Source organism: Pseudoalteromonas sp. NZS100_1 (assembly GCF_015864285.1).
In the GTDB taxonomy this organism is placed as follows: domain Bacteria; phylum Pseudomonadota; class Gammaproteobacteria; order Enterobacterales; family Alteromonadaceae; genus Pseudoalteromonas; species Pseudoalteromonas arctica.
Map to the genome: position 1 here is coordinate 45,032 of NZ_JADYXN010000015.1, position 19,307 is coordinate 64,338.

Sequence of the window (19,307 nt, forward strand, 5' to 3'; positions counted from 1 at the left end):
CTCTTATTCTGCTTGTGCTAAAAATTCGCGCACAGTGTGTAAAGTAAAAGGCCAAAATAATTGCTCGCCTTTTTCACTTTTTAATACAGGAATAGTAATTTGATACTCAGCTATAAGCTGCTCATCAGTCATAATATCGATTAGTAATAACTCACTCGTATTACTAAGTACCTCAGTGATAAGTTGCTCAGCTTGCTCGCACAAGTGGCAACCATCAGTGTGATATAAAACCCATTTAGCCATGTGTGATTAACCAGCTATTATGGATTTTTTTATTACGTTTAAAGTCTGGTGATAACGTTTTATCTGAAATATTAATGGCTTTTAAACCTAGACCAATCAGGCCAACTTCATCTATTACAAAGCCACGTTTGTTATTAGAGAAAATCAAAGTACCCGATGGGCTCAAAATCTTTTTAACCCACGTTAATAATTTAATGTGATCGCTCTGCACATCGAATGCATCTTTCATACGTTTTGAGTTTGAAAACGTTGGAGGATCTAAAAATATCAGATCATATTGCGCCGTTGCGTGCTCTAACCATTTTAAACAATCAGCTTGTTCAAAACGGTATCGTGTATTACTAATACCATTTAAATCAAAGTTATCTTGGCCCCATTTTAAGTAGGTCTTTGATAAATCGACTGTAGTAATGGCTTTAGCACCACCAAGAGCAGCATGTACAGAAGCTGTACCTGTGTATGCAAAAAGGTTTAAGAAACGTTTATCTTTAGCATTTTCTTGAATATAACGGCGCATTAAGCGATGGTCTAAAAACAAGCCTGTGTCTAAGTAGTCAAATAAATTAACTTTGAACTTAGCACCAAACTCTTCAACAACCATAGTACGGTTTTGTTTAGACATAGCGGTGTATTGATCTTCGCCCTTCTGCTTTTTACGTACTTTTACAGCAATGTTTTCAGGTGAAATCTCAAGCTGTTGAGCCGTTAAACTTATTACGTCTTGCAGGCGTTTTTCTGATGTTTTTTCATCAATTTCTTTAGGCGCTGCATATTCAAAAATTACAGCAGAGTCACCATAAATATCTACAGCAACATTGTATTCAGGGATATCCGCTTCATAGACGCGATAAGCATCTATTTTATTTTGTTTAAGCCAGTTTTTTAAGCCTTGCTTATTTTTTTTCAATCTATTTGCGAATGACGTTGAACCTTCAAAATTGAGTGCTTTTTTGTCATCTGTGGTCAAACTTACTTGCTTATCATCTAATTGATATAAGTTAAGCTCAACATCTAATGGGCCATTTTTAAATTTATAACGCTTAAGGCGCACAAGTTTTAAAAGTTTAAATAAGCTCTCGTCCATACCCAATAAGGCAAGTTTCCAGTGATTGAAGTGCTTTTTAAAGCCAACGCCTAAATTACGGTGTAAATCAACAAGCTCAGCCATAGAGCCAATACGCTCACCATAAGGTAAGTTTGAAATTACAACACCCGGTAATTTTGCAACAGCTGTAAGTTTAGTTGCATCACTTTGCTTAAACTTAATCACGTCGTCAAGCTCGGCTCGTTTAGCATTATCAATTGCTTTACTTAATACTTGCTCATCGTAATCGTGGCCAATTAACCACAATTTAGGATCAGTAATATTAGCGAGTAACTCTTCTTTAAGCTCTTTAAACTTAGCGGCTCTAAAACTGGGTAAACGCTCAAAAGCAAAACCTTCACGGAATAATCCTGGCGCTTCGTTTCGCGCCATACCGGCAGCTTCTATCAAAATAGTACCCGCACCACAACATGGATCGAATAAAGGCTGTTTTACATTTTCAAGCCAGCCACTTCGCTTAATTAATGCAGCAGCTAAGTGCTCTTTAATTGGCGCTTTACCTTGGCCTTGGCGGTAACCACGTTCTGACAAACGAGGACCTGAATAGTCAATATACATCGATACGCCGTAACGATTTAATCGTGCAACTACGCGCACGTTAGCATCTTGCTTATCAACGTTAGGACGTTGCTCGTATAAATCATTAAAATAGTCAACAATCGCATCTTTGATTACAAGACCCGAAAATTGCGTGTTTTTTAATGAGTCATTGGTACCGTTGAAGTCGACAGCGAATGTTTGCGTAGGTCCAAACCATTCTTGCCAAGGTTGCGAGCGCGCAAAATTATACAGGCTATTTTTGTCATCTACGCCTTCTTTTTCTTCAATAAGCATAAGCACACGCGTTGCAAAACGAGTTGATAAACAAACCTTTTGCGCAAGTAATGAGTCAGCCTCAAAACGAACAGAACCAACAGTTTGCTTAGACACGGTTGCGCCAAGTTCTGTTAGTTCATCAACCAATAAATTTTCGATTCCGATAGAAGTAAGTGCGATAAATTGCAAAGTAATAACCCTTAATAGCTAATTGCGCAGGATTATAACATAGGTTGGGCGACAAACACGCCATAAAGACACGCTTAAGTCTTAAATTTGGTTAGGCGGTTTGACTTTGATATTGCTGATTTAGAATGGGGTGTACTCGATTATTCAAAATACGGATTACTTCAAATTGCGCTAAAGATAAGTTTTCGTCTAATTTAAAGGTTTCACTTAAATTCAAACAAATAGATGCATCAGGACAATGCTCTACAATTAAAAAATCACCTGACTGCGCTTTAGATGTTAATTTTACTATTGCCTCTACGCTTGGCTCTGTCCCTGTGTATTCTTCAAAAAACCAACTTTTTGCTAAAACGGGTTTTAAGTGATACTTAACAGCAGTTGCATTTAATGATATTTGACAAATTTGAGCCGCAGACCACAATTCAAATCCATCCAGATAATTATAAACTTGTTCGTAAAATGCAGCATCTTCGAGACTAAAACGTGGATTTTTAAAAACAGAATCGGTGAGCTGTCTTAATTTATAAGGCGTGCATAATTGCATGTCGTCATTTAAATCAAGTAACAAACGATTTTTATCAGGACAAGTAATCCACTGCCATTGCTTTGATGCTTGTAACATTTACTCCTCCTTGTGTATGTTGAATAGTTATTGCTCAGAGTATAACCGCTTTTGACCACTTTTAAAATGTTTGCTTAGAACATTTAGCTAACGATCAAAAGCTTAGATAACTGATCCTTATAAGCCGTTAACGATCGACTTTACCAATTGTGGACCTTTGTAGATGAACCCAGTATAAACCTGAACTAAATTTGCGCCTGCATCTAACTTTTCTTTTGCAGATATAGCATCATCAATACCGCCGACTCCGATGATTGGTAGCTTACCTTGTGTTAAGCGTTTTAGTTCACTTACTACCTCTGTAGAGCGCATTCTAACAGGGTGACCTGATAAACCGCCCGCCTCTTGTGCATATTGCTGCCCCATGACTGCGGCTCGTTCAAGCGTTGTGTTTGTGGCAATTACACCATCAATTTTATTATTTAAAAGTGACTCACTTACTTGCTCTATTTGTATTTGATCGAGATCCGGTGCAATTTTTACAAGCATAGGAACTTGCTTATTATGCTTTGCAATTAAATCTAACTGTTCATTTTTAAGACTTTGCAATAAATCGTCAAGTGCAGCACCATATTGTAAATCACGAAGCCCTGGGGTATTTGGTGATGAAATATTTACCGTAATGTATGAGGCATGCTCAAATACTTTACGCATACAATGAATATAGTCATCTTTACCTTGTTCATTTGGCGTATCTTTATTTTTACCAATATTGATACCGAGTATGCCACTGTACTTTGCTGCTTTTACATTTTCGACTAAATTATCAACACCTTTATTATTAAAACCCATACGGTTAATAATTGCGTTTGACTCTGGAAGTCTAAAAATACGTGGCTTGTCATTACCAACTTGAGGACGCGGTGTAACCGTTCCAACTTCAATAAAACCAAATCCCATTTGGCTAAATGCATCTATACATTCTGCATTTTTATCCAGGCCAGCGGCAAGCCCTACTGGATTTTTAAATTCAAGACCTAAAAAGTTTACGGGTTTATCTGAAACACTTTGTGACCAAGCTATATTTAGAGGCGTATTAGCAAAACGACGAAGATTATTAAGTGCAAACTCATGCGCCCACTCCGCATCACGGGTAAACATAAAACGGCGAGCTAAATCATAAAACATCAATATAATCCTCTTTTTAAATTTCAGACAAAAAAATACCTCAGACAAGGCTGAGGTATTGTATAACAATTTTAACAATCAGTTATTTATTTACTAAACAAATAACTGATTAAAGCTAAATTATTTTCCTGATGTATCACAGTTGTGACTTAATAACATAAGTTCACGAAGTGCAACTGAGAACTTAGCAAAGTCATGGCTTTGTGATGTTTTAAACTCAGCCAACATTTGTTTCCAACGCTGAAGTAATAAATCTTGGCTATCCATCCACTCATCTATTTGACTATCAACATCGCTCTCGTCACCTTCAAAGCTATTTAGCACCACTTCAGATAACGTACGTTGCTGCCAATCAAGCTCTTCACGGTAAGATGAACGAGCAAGTGCTTGCCAATGATTTGCTACTGGTTGCTTAGTTATTTGCTCTAAGAACCAATGCAGACCCATTCTCGCGCCTAGTTTAAAGTAAGTATTCGATACCATCGAAATACTCTTACCTGAATTATTAGCAACTTCAGCTAAATCCATCACAGAGAATAAGCTTGATAACGAAACAATGCGCTTAGCTATATCTGCAGGAACGCCGGCATCAATTAACTTATTAGCTTCAATTACAATACGGTCATTTTCTTTTTCAATCATGTACGTATTTAAATTATCGCTTAAATCTTTAAATGTTGGCGCAAAGAACTCAATTCCTTGTTCAATCGTTTGTGACTTATTACGATGACGTAAGAACCAACGCGTAGTACGACGAACAGTACGACGAAGTTGGTAAAGCATTTCAGTTTGTACCGCTGCTGGTATTTTATTATCCAGTGCGCTGATAGACGACCATGTATCGCGCATTTCAAATATTTCGCTAGCAATTGAGTAACACATTGCAATTTCAGCTTCGTTGGCACCGGTTTCTTCATGCATACGTACCATGAAGTTTAAACCCATATCATTAACGATACTGTTAGCAAGTTTAGTTGCAATAATTTCTTTACGAAGTGGATGGTTGTTCATCGCATCGTTAAACTTCTCACGTAGAGGACGTGGGAATGACTTCACAAGCAATTGGCGATAGTAAGGGTTTTCAGTAATTTCATCACTTACTAAAGACTCTTTTAATACCATTTTTGCGTAAGACACTAGCACTGAAAGCTCAGGGCGAGTTAAGTCTTTACCTGCGGCTGCACGTTCTGCCAATTCTTCATCGCTTGGAATAAACTCAATAGCACGGTTTAACTTGCCATCTTTTTCAAGTGCATGAATAAAACGAATCTTTTCTTTAAGCGTTGAAGTACCTTTAGACTGCGTAATTGAAATAGTATGTGTTTGACGGTAACAGTCTTTTAATACTAATTCAGATACTTCATCTGTCATTGAATAAAGTAGCTCATCACGTTGTTTACGTGTTAAGTCACCTTCAGCAACCAAGCCATTAAGTAAAATCTTAATGTTAACTTCGTTATCTGAACAGGCAACGCCCCCTACGTTATCAATAAAGTCAGTATTAACACGACCACCCTTAGCTGCAAATTCAACACGACCTAATTGAGTTGTACCTAAGTTACCGCCCTCACCAATTATTTTAGCGCCTAAATCTCTACCATTGATACGTAGTGCATCGTTTGCACGATCCCCTACATCTGCATCAGTTTCTTTAGAGTTTTTAATGTATGTACCAATACCGCCATTCCACAGTAAATCGAACTCCATCATCAATGAAGCTTTCATTAACTCATTTGGGGTCATACTTGCTTTTTTAGTACCCAACATATTTTTCATTTCTGGGCTGAGCGTAATTGATTTAGCAGCACGAGAGAAAACACCACCACCGGCAGAAATTAACTCTTTGTTGTAATCTTCCCAAGATGAACGCGGCATATTAAATAAACGTTCGCGCTCTGGGTAAGAAGTAGCAGCATCTGGGTTAGGATCAACAAAAATGTGCATATGGTTAAAGGCAACTTGTAAACGAATATGCTTAGATAACAACATACCATTACCAAATACATCACCAGCCATATCGCCAATTGCAACTACCGTAAAGTCGGTAGTTTGACAATCGATATCCATTTCACGGAAATGTCGTTTAACTGACTCCCATGCGCCTTTAGCTGTAATACCCATTTTCTTATGATCGTAACCAACCGAGCCACCTGATGCGAATGCATCACCTAACCAGAAATTGTATTCATTAGCAATGCCGTTTGCGATATCAGAGAAAGTCGCGGTACCTTTATCGGCTGCAACTACTAAGTAAGCATCATCTTCATCGTGGCGAACAACATCACGAGCTGGCACTACTTCACCGCGCTCTATGTTATCTGTAATATCTAGAAGACCACGGATAAAGATTTTGTAACACTCTTGGCCTTCTTTGATAAACGCTTCGCGCTCACTAGGTAGTTGTTTACATACAAAACCACCTTTAGAACCAACTGGCACAATTACTGTATTTTTAACTTGTTGTGCTTTAACTAGGCCAAGTACTTCAGTACGGAAATCTTCACGACGGTCAGACCAACGCAGTCCACCACGCGCTACTTTACCGTAACGTAAATGCACACCTTCAACGCGCGGAGAGTATACAAAAATCTCAAACGCAGGAAGAGGAAGCGGTACATCCGGAATTAAACTAGGCTGTATTTTAAACGAAACATAAGACTTAAACTGACCTGCATCGTCTTTTTGGAAATAGTTAGTTCGTAGCGTCGCAACAATCATATCTACGTATAAACGTATAATACGGTCATCATCAAGGTTTGCTACGTTTTCAAGTTCTAAGTAAATTTGCGTACTTAACTTTTCAAGTGTTTTAGCACTTGCTGGGCTCTTAACTGAGAACTTTTTAGCAAATAAATTAACAATTTGCGCTGCAATGTTTGGATAATTTGCAAATGTGCTTTCAATGTAACTTTGTGAGAACGTTACACCAATTTGACGCATGTACTTAGCGTAAGCACGTAAAATAGAGGCTTCGCGGCCAGTTAGGCCACCCATTAACACTAAACGGTTAAAACCATCATTTTCAAGGCGGTTGCCCCACACATTTGTTAATGCAGCGCGAAAACGTGCTGAAATTTTATCAAAGTCTGCCATCCCTTTGCTGTCAATAAGCATCGAGAAGTCCATGATCCAGTTAATACGACCATCGCTAGTTTTAACTGAATATGGTGTTTCACCAACAACGCGCAGACCAAAGTTTTCAAGCATTGGCATAACATCAGATAAGTGAATTGGCTCATCTTTATGGAATAAGCTTAATCGTACAATATTACTGTTTGCTTCTTCTTGAGGACGGTAGAACAGCATTTCTAGCTTGTTTTCATCGCTAAGTAGTTCTAACTTTTCAATATCAACAACCGCAGCACTTGGCAGTACTTCATCTTTGTATGAGCGTGCAAACGCATTACAATATTTACGATTTAAATCGTTACCACGTGCTTCGCCCGCTGACTCTAAAAGTGCAGACTGAAGTTTATCTTCCCACGTGCGCGCAGCTTCTACTAAATTGTTTTCGATGTCTTTCACGTTATATTCGATCTTGTTGTCGGTCACACGAACGGTGTAATGTGTACGCGCCAGTGTTGACTCAGAGAAATAAGTAGTAAATTCGACTTTATCGTCAGAATTAAATGCATTAGCTAATATATCTTGCGTTTCACGGCGCAGGGCTGTGTTGTAACGCTCGCGAGGTACATAAACCATGCAAGATAAAAAGCGACCATACGCATCTTTACGTACAAACAAGCGACACATATCGCGCTCTTGTACTTGTAAAACACCCATAGCAACTTCAAGTAGCTCACTTTCGCGCGCTTGAACAAGCTCATCACGTGGGTAGGTTTCTAAAATGTTTAAAACAGCTTTGTAAGCGTGCGTGCCTTTAGCAAAATCACACATTTCCATAATGCGATTAATTTTACTTTTTAATACGGGTACATCAGTAGCGCTGTTATTGTAAAAGCTTGATGAGAACAAACCAATAAAGCGGTCTTCTCCAATTACATTACCTTCATCGTCGAAACGCTTAATACCTACATAATCAATGTAAGCTGGGCGGTGAACGCGAGAAACAGAGTTAGTTTTAGTTAAAATCAATAAGTTGCTGCTACGTGCTTCTTGGCGAGCAACTTCTGGTAATTCTGATAATAATCGTGTGTGTTCTTCAGTAGAATTTTTCATTAAGCCAAGGCTTGATTCCATTTTACCTTTTAATTGGTAATCACCTTGAACTGGGCTTAACTCATATTCACGGTAACCCATTAGGGTAAAGTTATCTTTAGCTAACCAATCTAAAAACTCAGTTGTTTCTGACACTTCTTCTTTTGTTTTATTATGATGACGCTTAGGTAACTCTTTGGTCACTGCCATCAATTTTTTACGGATTGGCTGCCAATCATCAACAGCAACTGACACATCAACAAGAACCGATTCTAACTCTTTTTTGAAAGACTCAATCACAGAAGAATCTGTCTGACGGTCGATTTCAATAAAGAACACTGTTTTAGTAGATGAAGATTCTTGCTCTGCTTTTAAATTTGATAATCCAGAAATTTTAGCGTTTGTATCGCGCTTAATTTTTAATGGGCAATGAAGTAATAAGTGAGAGGCGATATTTTCACGAGTCATGGCCATACGAACAGAATCAACTAAAAACGGCATGTCTTTAGTAATAATTTCTACAATTGTATGCGATGACTGCCAGCCATCTTTTGCCACTTCAGGGTTGAAAACGCGGATAACAGCGTCGTCGGTAGTATTTTTTTCTAGTGCGTTCCAAAGGCTTAATGCTGCGCCATATAGGTCACTATCGTTGCGATTTGCCAAATCCTCTTTAGACATGTTGCTGTACAAGGCTTTGGCGAATTTCTCAACGAGTAACACATTATCAGCGCGAACTTTTTTCTGGATCAGCTTACAGACATTATCTAGGATAACCGAGGCTTGGCCTTCATTTCGTGTCATTGTATGTTCCTTAATCTATTACTGCTCAGGAGCAGAAATTTGTACAGCTATTCATTAGCGTGGAGTCAATCAAATTCTAACCCTTTTGCAGCTAATAAACAGCCTTTTCGATGAAAACATTTTAAGCATTTCAGCTATTTGGTCATCTATTCACAAATTGTAGATATAAATGGCCTTTACAGGCCATTTAGGAGCAAAATTATTCACATTATTTTTTCTGGTCAGTCCAGAGAAGGCTACCAATCGCCGGTAATAACAACACTGCACCCAACATATTTACTAAAAACATGAAGGTTAGCAATATACCCATATCAACTTGGAATTTAAGATCTGAGAATATCCACGTACTCACACCAATAGCTAATGTAATCCCCGTAAACAATACAGCACTACCACGCTCAACAAGTGCATTACGATAAGCAATACTCAGTGGTACGTTTTGCTTAAGCTGCCCCATCATTGACGACAGTATATAAATACCATAATCAACCCCAATACCAACACCTAACGCAATTACAGGCAGTGTAGAAACGGTTAAGCCTATTTCTAATTGAACCATAAGTGCTTGTGCAAGTGTTGATACAATATAAAGCGGCAATACTACGGCTATTGTTGCTTTTACGCTTCTAAAGCTCATTAGGCATAAAATAATAACGGCACCATAAACATAAAGCATCATTGGTATTTGCGCCTCTGCAACCGACTCATTAGTCGCTGCCATTACACCAACAGGTCCTGAAGCTAATTTAAATGCTAATTTATCAGTGCCCTCTTCTTGCGCAAATTGCTTAACACTCTTAATTACAGTATCTATAGTTTGTGCTTTATGATCATCTAAAAATATAATCACTGGCATAACTGAACAATCACCGTTAAGTAAACCTGTACTAGTTTCAACTCGAGACGTTGACTGCACTAAACTTGCTGAATTTCGTGGCAAGCTTTGCCATTTCAAATTGCCTTCGTTGTAGCCTGCGTTAACCGATTGAGCTACAGAGCTCAAACTTACAGCAGACTGCACACCTGCTACATTCTCTACTTTGTATTGAAAACGGCTTATACGCTCCATCACATCATGCTCAGTACATGCTGCAGGATACGCTTCTACAATTACCTTTAAGATATCAGACGAGATAGTGTACTTGTCTGATATTAAAAACGTGTCTTGATTATAACGAGCATCTTGATGCAGTGATGGCGCGCCTGCATGTAAGTCACCTATACGCATTTTATCTGCTTGCCAGTAACCTAAAGCAAATAGAACAAGGGTAAAACCAATAATCATTTTAGCTACTTTAGGATCAGTCGCTTTAACAAGTAAGTCGCGGATTTTATCAAGCATGTTTGGTTTTGCTGCATCACCAGATTGAATATGTACACTATTTTCAAAGTTCATGTACGAAGCCCAAACTGGCAATAAGATTAAATTAGTAAATATAATTACTGCTACACCTAAACTCGCTGTAATGGCAAGTTCACGGATAATACCAATATCGATGGTAAGTAATGTTAAGAAGCCTACGGTGTCTGAAAGCAGTGCAATACCGCCTGGCACTAATAAAGCCCTAAAACTTGACTGACAACAAATACGTGTTGTTTTACCTTCACCTACTTTTTTACCAATCGCATTTATCATCTGCACACCATGGCTTACACCAATAGCAAATACTAAAAACGGTACCAAAATAGACATAGGATCAAGGCCAAAACCTAAACTTGAAAGCAGGCCTAATTGCCAAATAACAGCAATAATGGAACATGCGATAGGCAAAATAGTCAGCTTTAAACTGCCACAAAATAGCCAGACCATAATAAAGGTAAAAGCGATAGCAATGGCAAAAAATACAACCACCCCTTTTGCACCTTCCGCTATATCACCAGCCATTTTTGCAAAGCCAATAATATGAATACTTACTTTGTCCGTACTTAAAGGCTCTCTTAAATCACTTTCTAGCTTTTGTGCAAAAGCTAATGTGTCTAATTTTTGTTGTGTTTGAGGATCAGTTTCTAAAAGTTGAGCAGTTACCATTGCACACGAATAATCGCTGGCAATCATACGTCCTACAACTTTTGCTTTTTCAATGTTTTCCTTTACTACACCTAAACCACGCTTATCTGCTTTAAAGTTAGCAGGAATAATTGGGCCACCGGCAAAGCCATCCTCCACTACTTCAACAAAACGAGCACTGGGTGAAAATATTGAGTTAACTAATGGACGATTTACGCCAGGAATGAAATAAAGCTGATCGTGAACCGCTTTTAATTGAGTAAAGAACTCTGGATTAAATATATCACCACTGTCATCACACACTGAAATCAAAATACTGTTTGCACCACCAAACTGCTTTTCATGCTTGGTATACACTTTCATATAATCGTGGTTTAACGGAATATTTTTATTAAACGATGCATCTAATTGAATTTGAGTCGCTTTGAATACAAGTAAACAGCTTATAAGTGCAAAACTTATAAGCATAATTAAGCGATGTCTAAAAATCGCCTTTTCAATAAAATCGAGTAGTTTATGCATTAAGGGGTTAACTCCTTCACTTTAATGCCATCTTCTGTAGCCATAATCAGCCTGTTATCTAATATTACACCATCAAGAATCGCTTTACCGTCAGCAAGCTGCTCATGGGTGAGTAACCCATCTTGAAGATGAAAAATAACGCCACTGTTGGCAAGCATAAGCCATTGTTTGTTATTATAATTAATGATGTTGTTGATCGTCGCTGTTTTAACATTTTCGAAATGCTGCCACTGCTGTTCACCATTTTGCTTTGCAAAAACATTACCTCGAAGCCCTGCCACAATTTCTTGTGTGCTATCTGATGCAACTGCAAAGAATGAACCAGGATAAATTTCTTCTATCCTTTGCCAAGTTTGACCATCATCAATGCTTCTGGCCATCAAGCCCATCTCACCAACCAGCATTAAACCATTATCTGTTTTTTCGATTCGATTAAAGTGCGGTAAAATTGAAGCAGTTTCGGCTTCGTATCCTTCGGGGTCATTTTCTTTTAAATCGTTCAAGTAATCACGATCATCACTAAATAATAGCGAATCTAAAAAGCGTTTTTGCCAATGTTTACCACCATCGGTGGTTTGATAAAACATGCCATATGCGCCCACTGCAAAACCTTTTAAATCATCTTCAAATAGAATATCTAAACATGGTTTGTCTAATTTTGGTTGTACTTGTTGTAGTTGCCAATTAACACCACCGTCAGTAGTATTTATTATTGTTGCATCGTGGCCACACGCCCATCCATTATTTTCATTACTAAAATCAACGGCAGTTAATAGCACTTGAGTTGGGACTAGCTCAGCTTGTTGCCATTTATCACCCGAGATACTTTTAATAACAGTACCGTGTTTACCTACTGCAATTAGACCATTGCCTGTGTTGGTTATGTCGGTGAGTAAGGTTTTAGCTGCATTTGTTGCACTGATTGCATTGCTAGGGGCTTCTTGTGCAACACTCGCACCGCTTATTATCAGGCTGGCATATACCAAATACTTCATAAATTTTAATCGCCTTGTACGAGAGAGTTGTTTGTCTTTTTACTGGGGAAAGCGTTGCGCGCTGTAAGACAAACGCGATGAGAAAGGAAAAGGCACTTAACAAATTGTTAAATGCCTAGTTTAATACTATCTACCTGCGCGACGTAAAGCGCTTGAAGTAAATTCGTTATCGTTAAATGACTGTGAAAAATCGTACATTTTTTCTTGGTTATCTAAACCAATTGCTAAATAACGACGAGAATTCAAATCATGATAAACCTCAAGCGTACTCCACTGTGTAGGTACTTCGTAGTAGTTAAGGCCATAAGCCATTGCTACACGATAAAGTTGGTCGCGGTTATCATAAATATCAGTAACCTGTACTTGCCAGCTATCTTCATCGATGTAAAACACACGTTTTTTATAGATATGACGTGTATCATCTTTTAAGTTAGCTTCAACAACCCAAACACGGTGTTTTTCGTAACGTGTATGTTCTGGGTTAATATGGCCAGGCATTAAAATATCATCGTACTCTAGCTTATCACTATGAAGTTTATAGCTGTTGTAAGGTATATATAACTCTTGCTTGCCTTTTAGTGTCCAGTTGTAACGATTTGGCGAGCCATTAAACATATCAAAATCATCGGTAGTACGCAGGCTATCTGCAGCTGTGCCTGGTGCATCATATGCAACATTAGGTGCACGACGAACACGACGTTGCCCCGAGTTATAAGTCCATGCTTGGCGCGGCGTTAATATTTGATCCATTGTTTCATGAACTAATAATGCAGTACCCGCTAAACGAGCTGGTTCTGTAACGCTTTGTTTAAACTTAAACAAAATATTTGAGTCTTGTAGCTCTGCTGGTGTTGCACTAGGGTCTGAGTACTTAACTAATAACTGCTCATCAAAGCCAACATAGTTATAAGAACCAGATGCAGTTGGTGCAGCTTGACCACCAAAACGCTCAATAGACTGGCCACGGTAACGTAATAAATGATTCCAAATTGCCTCTAAACCCGTTTTAGGAATAGGGAAAGGAATACCAATCGCCGTATTTTTAATACCGTTACCGCCTTCAATTAATTCAGCAGTCGGTGCAAACTTTTTAGTCGCATCATACACAAACTGAGGGTAAGACGCAGAACGGTGAGTTTCATACACAGGCATTTTAAATGTGTCTGGGTATGTTTCAAATAAAGCAATTTGACCCGGACTTAAATTGGCTTTGTACTTTTCAATATTACTTTTATCAATAGTGAAAAGCACTTTATCAGCTGTAAATGGGTCAAGGTGATGCATACCAGCTTCATAACCTGCTGGTGCAGAAGTAATGCCATTATTCCATGCTGGAATAGAGCCATCAGCATTAGCTGCTTTTTCTGCGCCCATTGGCGTTAAGTTTTGACCTAATTGAGCAACTTCATCAGCGTTTAATTTAGCTAAAGCTGCGCTGCTTGCAAACAAGCTACAAAAAGCTGTAGCGATGAGGGTAGGTTTTTTAATCATAATAATGTTACCCCTAAATAGAATATTTTAAGTTAAAAGAAACGTAATCGCGATCTGAGAAAGTATTAATATCGCCGCCGCCCCAAAACGAGTTATAGCTCACATCAAGTGACCACGCATTTTGGTAGTTAAAGTTCATGGTTGCACCCAAAGATTTACGGTCTTCGATAAATAAGAACATAGGGTCTGGTGTATTACCATTTACGTCATGAGAAAATACAAAACGTGGAGAGAAGTTAATACCTTTGTAAAGGTTAAAATAATCACCTTTAGCAATTAAGCGGTAACCCCAAGAAGATGCTGTGGCGAATGATTTTTCTTCAGCGCCATTTGATAAACCAAGTTGCAATGTTGAATAATCAGTAGTACCTGGGCCTGTAATTGTGCCACTACGGCCAGTACCGGATACATTTAAACGCATTTCGTCATATTCTGGCATGTTATGAATTTTTACTGCACCCACTTCACCAACTACAGCCCAACTATCAGCACCTAATGAAGGTCCAAATAAGTGAGTAGCCGTGAATTGAATTTGTGATGTATCACGTTCAATATAGCCTTGAGCAACTTCACCCGCACCAACAGAACTAATATCATCGCCAAAACTCATTTGCGAAATACCTGCAAAATCAGGACGAAGACCTGCAAGAGCTAACTGCTCAGGCATAGCTGTATAAAGTAACTCTACGTCATCAATTTGCAGTGGTTCATCTTGACGAAACGCAAACTCACCCGCAAAGGCTGTTTCACCAATAGTTGTGTTAAAACTTAAACCATATAGTTTAATATCTTCTGGGTAGTCGTTTTCAGCTTTAGAAAAAGCGGTTAAATCAGCAACATTATCTGACGTAATTTCTGTTGTCATGATCATTGCTAAATCTTGAGCAATTGCTGCCTGCGAAAAGTTTGATACACGACCAGATATAAGCGGACGACGACTATGGTAATTCACGTGGTATAACGCAATTTCAGTATCATTAAATTCAGGTAAAAATATACCTAAACGTAAACCGTACTGGCCGCCATCTTCAGGTTCTGTTTTACCATTATCCCCTTTGCCTTTTAATGCAACCTTAGTTGGGTAAGCAAGATACATTTGGGCTAATAAAGCGCTTCCTTCAGCACTTGAAGGATCAATACCTTGAGCAGCTGCTGCTAATGCAAAATCAGATGTTAGGTTATTTAAACTATCCGTTAAAAAAGCAACATCAATATCAGGATTAGACGTAAAGCCTAATTGAACATTCTGCTGATAACCATTTTCTGCTGCAAAGTCATTAGTAGAAAAGTATGTACCTGCTGCTGGTAAACGTGTTTCTTGCCATTGATATTGGTAGAAACCTTCAAGCGTAATATTCTCAGTAATTCCGAGCGATGCCCAAAGCATACCGATTGGTATAAATGCTTCTTTTAGCTCAGCGCCAGGTGCTTTTAATCGATCTATATCAACTGGGTTTACGTTAATACCATGAGATATAAGCGTACTTTCACCCCAGTTAACTACTTGCTGGCCTAAACGGACAGATAAAGGGTTATTACCATCATTTAAATCAAAATCGGCCCATACAAACGCGTCTAATAAACGTATGTCGGCACAACTTTGTGCTTTGGTGTCTTTATCGTCACATGGATCAACACCCTGCCCTGATGTAGGATTTGAATATGCATGATTGCCATCCATCAACGCAAAGTCATAAAAATACATGAAGCGAGTGAACAAACCGTAGTTATCTTTATTTATTGAAAGGTCGTGTGTGCCCTTCAATAGTTTTGAGAAGGAGTCACCACTATCAAAATTTAAATTACCCGCATCACCATTGTTTGAGTAAGAGCCCGGTTGTGCCCATACATCTTGTGATGAGTAAATAGTATTGTTTAGCGCTGGGTTGTATCCTGTCCAATCAAATGCTGGGTTATTACTTTTGCCAATTAGGTTAAAGTCTCTGTCTTCTGCACGAACACTTTGCCCATATGAAAAGGTTGAATCGAAGGTAATATCAAAACCTCCAGCTTCAAATGTTACAGCTTGAGTACTTGCTGCAGATAAACCTAAACTAGCGGCTGCTAAACCTATAGCGATTCTATTTTTAACAAAAAGCGATCTTCTTATCATTTTGGTTCCCCCCTGTCGCGGGTCATTTTGTGTGATCAAGTTATTGTTTTTAGTGTAATCATAACGATAGAAGCGAATCAGTGAAATTACAAATACTCGCTCTAATCTGTTATATACTTTTTATTCTGGTTGACGCTTACGTATTAGTAAGACGTCGTACCAGATAATTTATACACGTAATTTAACAATAGGACAAATTGAAATTAACAAAAATACAATATTTTTATGTATATATAACATAAAAATCGAGTGTCAGGCCACTCGCTCTAGGCGGATGAACTTGTTTTCGGGGGTTAATAAGAGTCTAAAACGGCCACGTACACCCAAGCTCGAAATGAAGGGCCTCAAATGCGTAGCAGCAAAACGAATTGTTTTACCGCCATCCTCTACAACTTGTAAAGAGCTAAAACGGCCATGGTAGTAATCCATGCACTCGTTATAGCTCAATCTTAAGGTAAAATAATACTCAATCATTTATGCGAGCGCTTTTTCAACCTTTTCATACAAGTCAGCACTTAGGCCATCTAAATTGGCTAAGCGCTGTAATTGCAGTTTCATTGCTTGTGAGCGTACATCATCGTAACGCTTCCACGACATAAACGGTGTTAGCATACGCGATGCATTTTGTGGATTAATTGCATTAAGTTTTATTAATAAATCACCTAATAACGCATAGCCTTGAGCATCTGCTCGATGAAATTGTGCTGTATTAAAGTGGCTAAAACTTCCTACAAGTGCACGTACACGGTTAGGATTTGAAAAATCAAAACACGGGTGTTCGTAAAGTGCCTTAATATCATCTATAGCAGTACTGCCTGATTGCATAGCTTGCAGTGCAAACCACTTATCCATGACTAAAACATCATGACGCCACTGACTATCAAAATGACTCAAAAGCTCATCTCTAACAGGGTGTGAAGCTTTTACCACAGCGCTAAGGGCACCAAGTACATTAGTCATATTAGTCGAGCTTGCAGCTTCTTTAATAAAGGTTACAGCTTCTGGACTTTGTGTTTTAGCAAGGTAGTGCAGACATATTTGCTTTAAAGCACGATTCGCAACAGCGCTTGCACTTATACTGCCATCATCTTCAAGAGATTCGTAACAACTAAGAAGCTCATCAGCAAGTTCATCAGCAATTTGTTGCTCAAACTTTTCTGTTATTTCAATAATGTCATCTACAGGTATTACATCAAATTCAGCAGCTAACGTGTCAAAACTCGGCAATTTAAACAGCTCTGCAATTAAAGCTAAATCGCCCTCTTTGGTGTTTATAAGTACACGTAGCGCATTTATAATTTCGCTGCTTAATACGCTATTCGTTGCATCGGTGATTTGAGATTTAATCGCCTTAATGAATAGCTGCTGTTGTGCATCCCAACGTGAAAAATCACTGCGCGCAAAACGCATAATATGCAATAGTTCGGGCTCTGTTGTTTGCTGGTTTAAAATACAAGGTGCAGAAAAGTCTTCTAGCAAAACCGCAACAGGCTTTTCTAAAATATTATCAAAGCTAAATATTTGAGTCGCATTAGTTACATCGAGTACATGATCTAGCTTTTTACCTTTATATTGCAGAGCAATACTTTGTCCATTGGCATCAAGTAGTTCAATAGCAAAAGGTATATGAAGCTTTTTATTCTCTGGCTGATTAGCTGGCGCTGTTTGCTCGATTGTCAAAGTGTATGTATTTGAGCTGCTATCAAATTCTTGAATTGCATTTAAACGCGGTGTACCTGATTGGCTGTACCATTGTTTAAATTGCTCTAAATCAACACCTGATGCATCGCTCATCGCACTTACAAAGTCATCACATGTAACTGCTTGCCCATCGTGGCGCTCAAAGTAAAGCGTCATCCCTTTTTGAAAATTAGTTTCACCCAGTAATGTGTGCATCATACGGATAACTTCAGCACCTTTATCGTATACAGTTACTGTATAAAAGTTATTCATTTCAATAACTTTCTCAGGGCGAATTGGGTGAGCCATAGGGCCTGCATCTTCGCTAAACTGATGCGTACGCATAACTTTAACCGCATCAATTCGGTTAAGTGCACGAGATCCTAAATCACTACTAAACTCTTGGTCTCTAAATACAGTTAACCCTTCTTTTAGAGATAACTGAAACCAATCTCTACAAGTAACTCGGTTACCTGTCCAGTTATGAAAGTACTCATGCCCTACAATGGATTCAATCGTATGGTAGTCTTTATCTGTGGCTGTTTCTTGATTAGCTAATACGCATTTACTGTTAAAAACGTTTAGCCCTTTATTTTCCATCGCGCCCATGTTGAAAAAATCGACGGCTACAATCATATAAATATCAAGGTCATACTCTAAATTAAAGCGTTCTTCATCCCACTGCATTGCCTTTTTGAGTGAGGCAATAGCATGGGGTGTTTTAGATAAATTACCTTTATCAACAAACAATGCTAATTCTACATCTTTGCCGCTTTTAGTCGTGTACGTATCTTTTAAAACATCAAAATCGCCAGCTACAAGTGCAAATAAATAGCTCGGCTTTTTAAATGGGTCTTGCCATTTAACAAAATGACGACCATCTTGTGTTTCACCACTGTCTACTTGATTACCATTAGAAAGAAGTTGTAGATACTTTTTATCGGCAATAATAGTTACATCAAACGTGGCAAGTACATCAGGGCGATCCATGTAATAGGTGATCTTTCTAAAACCCTGCGCTTCACACTGTGTACAATACGCACCGCCAGATAAATACAAACCCTCTAAAGAAGTATTCGTCTCAGGCGATATCTCGGTCACAATACTTAATTGACAACTATCCGGTAGGTTATTAATTATTAGCTGCTCGCCAATAATTTCATAATCAGTTATATCAACCGTATCAATAGATAAAGACAGTAAGCGTAAATCAATACCATCAAGCACTAAAGGTGCTTTTTTATCACCAACACGCGTAAGCGTTAGCAAAGAGCTTACTTTGGTTGATAATGGCTGTAAGTCAAAGGTTAGCTCTGTGTGGTCAATTAAAAAATCAGGAGCTTTATAGTCTTTAAGATATTGTGCTTGAGGTTTACTTGATTCAGTCATAGATACTCCAAAACAGCTCCTTTTAAGTTAAAAGGAGCTGTTTA

The 19,307-nt window shown here is 38.4% G+C and carries 11 protein-coding genes; all 11 read right to left on the minus strand.

The features are described 5' to 3' along the window. Window positions 1-3 precede the first annotated feature (3 nt). Window positions 4-243, minus strand: a complete 240-nt coding sequence (locus I6F66_RS11585) for a glutaredoxin family protein (protein ID WP_007586898.1) — start codon at window positions 241-243, stop codon at window positions 4-6. Further along, window positions 236-2,353 carry a bifunctional 23S rRNA (guanine(2069)-N(7))-methyltransferase RlmK/23S rRNA (guanine(2445)-N(2))-methyltransferase RlmL gene (gene rlmKL, locus I6F66_RS11590; protein WP_007586899.1) on the minus strand — a complete coding sequence of 706 codons (2,118 nt, stop codon included), beginning with the start codon at window positions 2,351-2,353 and terminating at the stop codon, window positions 236-238. Before rlmKL ends, I6F66_RS11585 begins: the two co-directional genes overlap by 8 nt. A 91-nt stretch (window positions 2,354-2,444) precedes the next feature. Beyond that, on the minus strand, window positions 2,445-2,975 hold the full coding sequence (locus I6F66_RS11595; protein WP_007586900.1) for a cell division protein ZapC: 531 nt from the start codon (window positions 2,973-2,975) through the stop codon (window positions 2,445-2,447). A gap of 117 nt (window positions 2,976-3,092) precedes the next feature. After that, window positions 3,093-4,103, minus strand: a complete 1,011-nt coding sequence (pyrD, locus tag I6F66_RS11600; RefSeq protein WP_197119329.1) for a quinone-dependent dihydroorotate dehydrogenase — start codon at window positions 4,101-4,103, stop codon at window positions 3,093-3,095. A gap of 120 nt (window positions 4,104-4,223) precedes the next feature. After that, entirely contained in the window at window positions 4,224-9,065 is a 4,842-nt protein-coding gene (locus I6F66_RS11605; protein ID WP_197209301.1) for an NAD-glutamate dehydrogenase, read from the minus strand. Window positions 9,066-9,273: 208 nt separating this feature from the next. Continuing rightward, window positions 9,274-11,595: an RND family transporter gene (locus I6F66_RS11610; RefSeq protein WP_165727873.1), complete on the minus strand. Its 2,322-nt coding sequence runs from the start codon at window positions 11,593-11,595 to the stop codon at window positions 9,274-9,276. Then, on the minus strand, window positions 11,595-12,590 hold the full coding sequence (locus I6F66_RS11615; RefSeq protein ID WP_197140575.1) for a YCF48-related protein: 996 nt from the start codon (window positions 12,588-12,590) through the stop codon (window positions 11,595-11,597). The genes I6F66_RS11610 and I6F66_RS11615 overlap by 1 nt, the downstream gene beginning before the upstream one ends. A 126-nt stretch (window positions 12,591-12,716) precedes the next feature. After that, complete coding sequence (locus I6F66_RS11620; protein ID WP_197209302.1) at window positions 12,717-14,081, minus strand: DUF1329 domain-containing protein; 1,365 nt, start codon at window positions 14,079-14,081, stop codon at window positions 12,717-12,719. Window positions 14,082-14,094: 13 nt separating this feature from the next. Next, window positions 14,095-16,194, minus strand: a complete 2,100-nt coding sequence (locus I6F66_RS11625; protein WP_197209303.1) for a DUF1302 domain-containing protein — start codon at window positions 16,192-16,194, stop codon at window positions 14,095-14,097. 252 nt (window positions 16,195-16,446) lie between these two features. Then, the gene (locus tag I6F66_RS11630; RefSeq protein WP_010552655.1) at window positions 16,447-16,668 is read right to left on the minus strand and encodes a DUF2835 family protein; all 222 of its coding nucleotides are present in this window, start codon (window positions 16,666-16,668) and stop codon (window positions 16,447-16,449) included. Further along, on the minus strand, window positions 16,669-19,263 hold the full coding sequence (gene pepN, locus I6F66_RS11635; protein ID WP_197159442.1) for an aminopeptidase N: 2,595 nt from the start codon (window positions 19,261-19,263) through the stop codon (window positions 16,669-16,671). Window positions 19,264-19,307 lie beyond the last annotated feature (44 nt).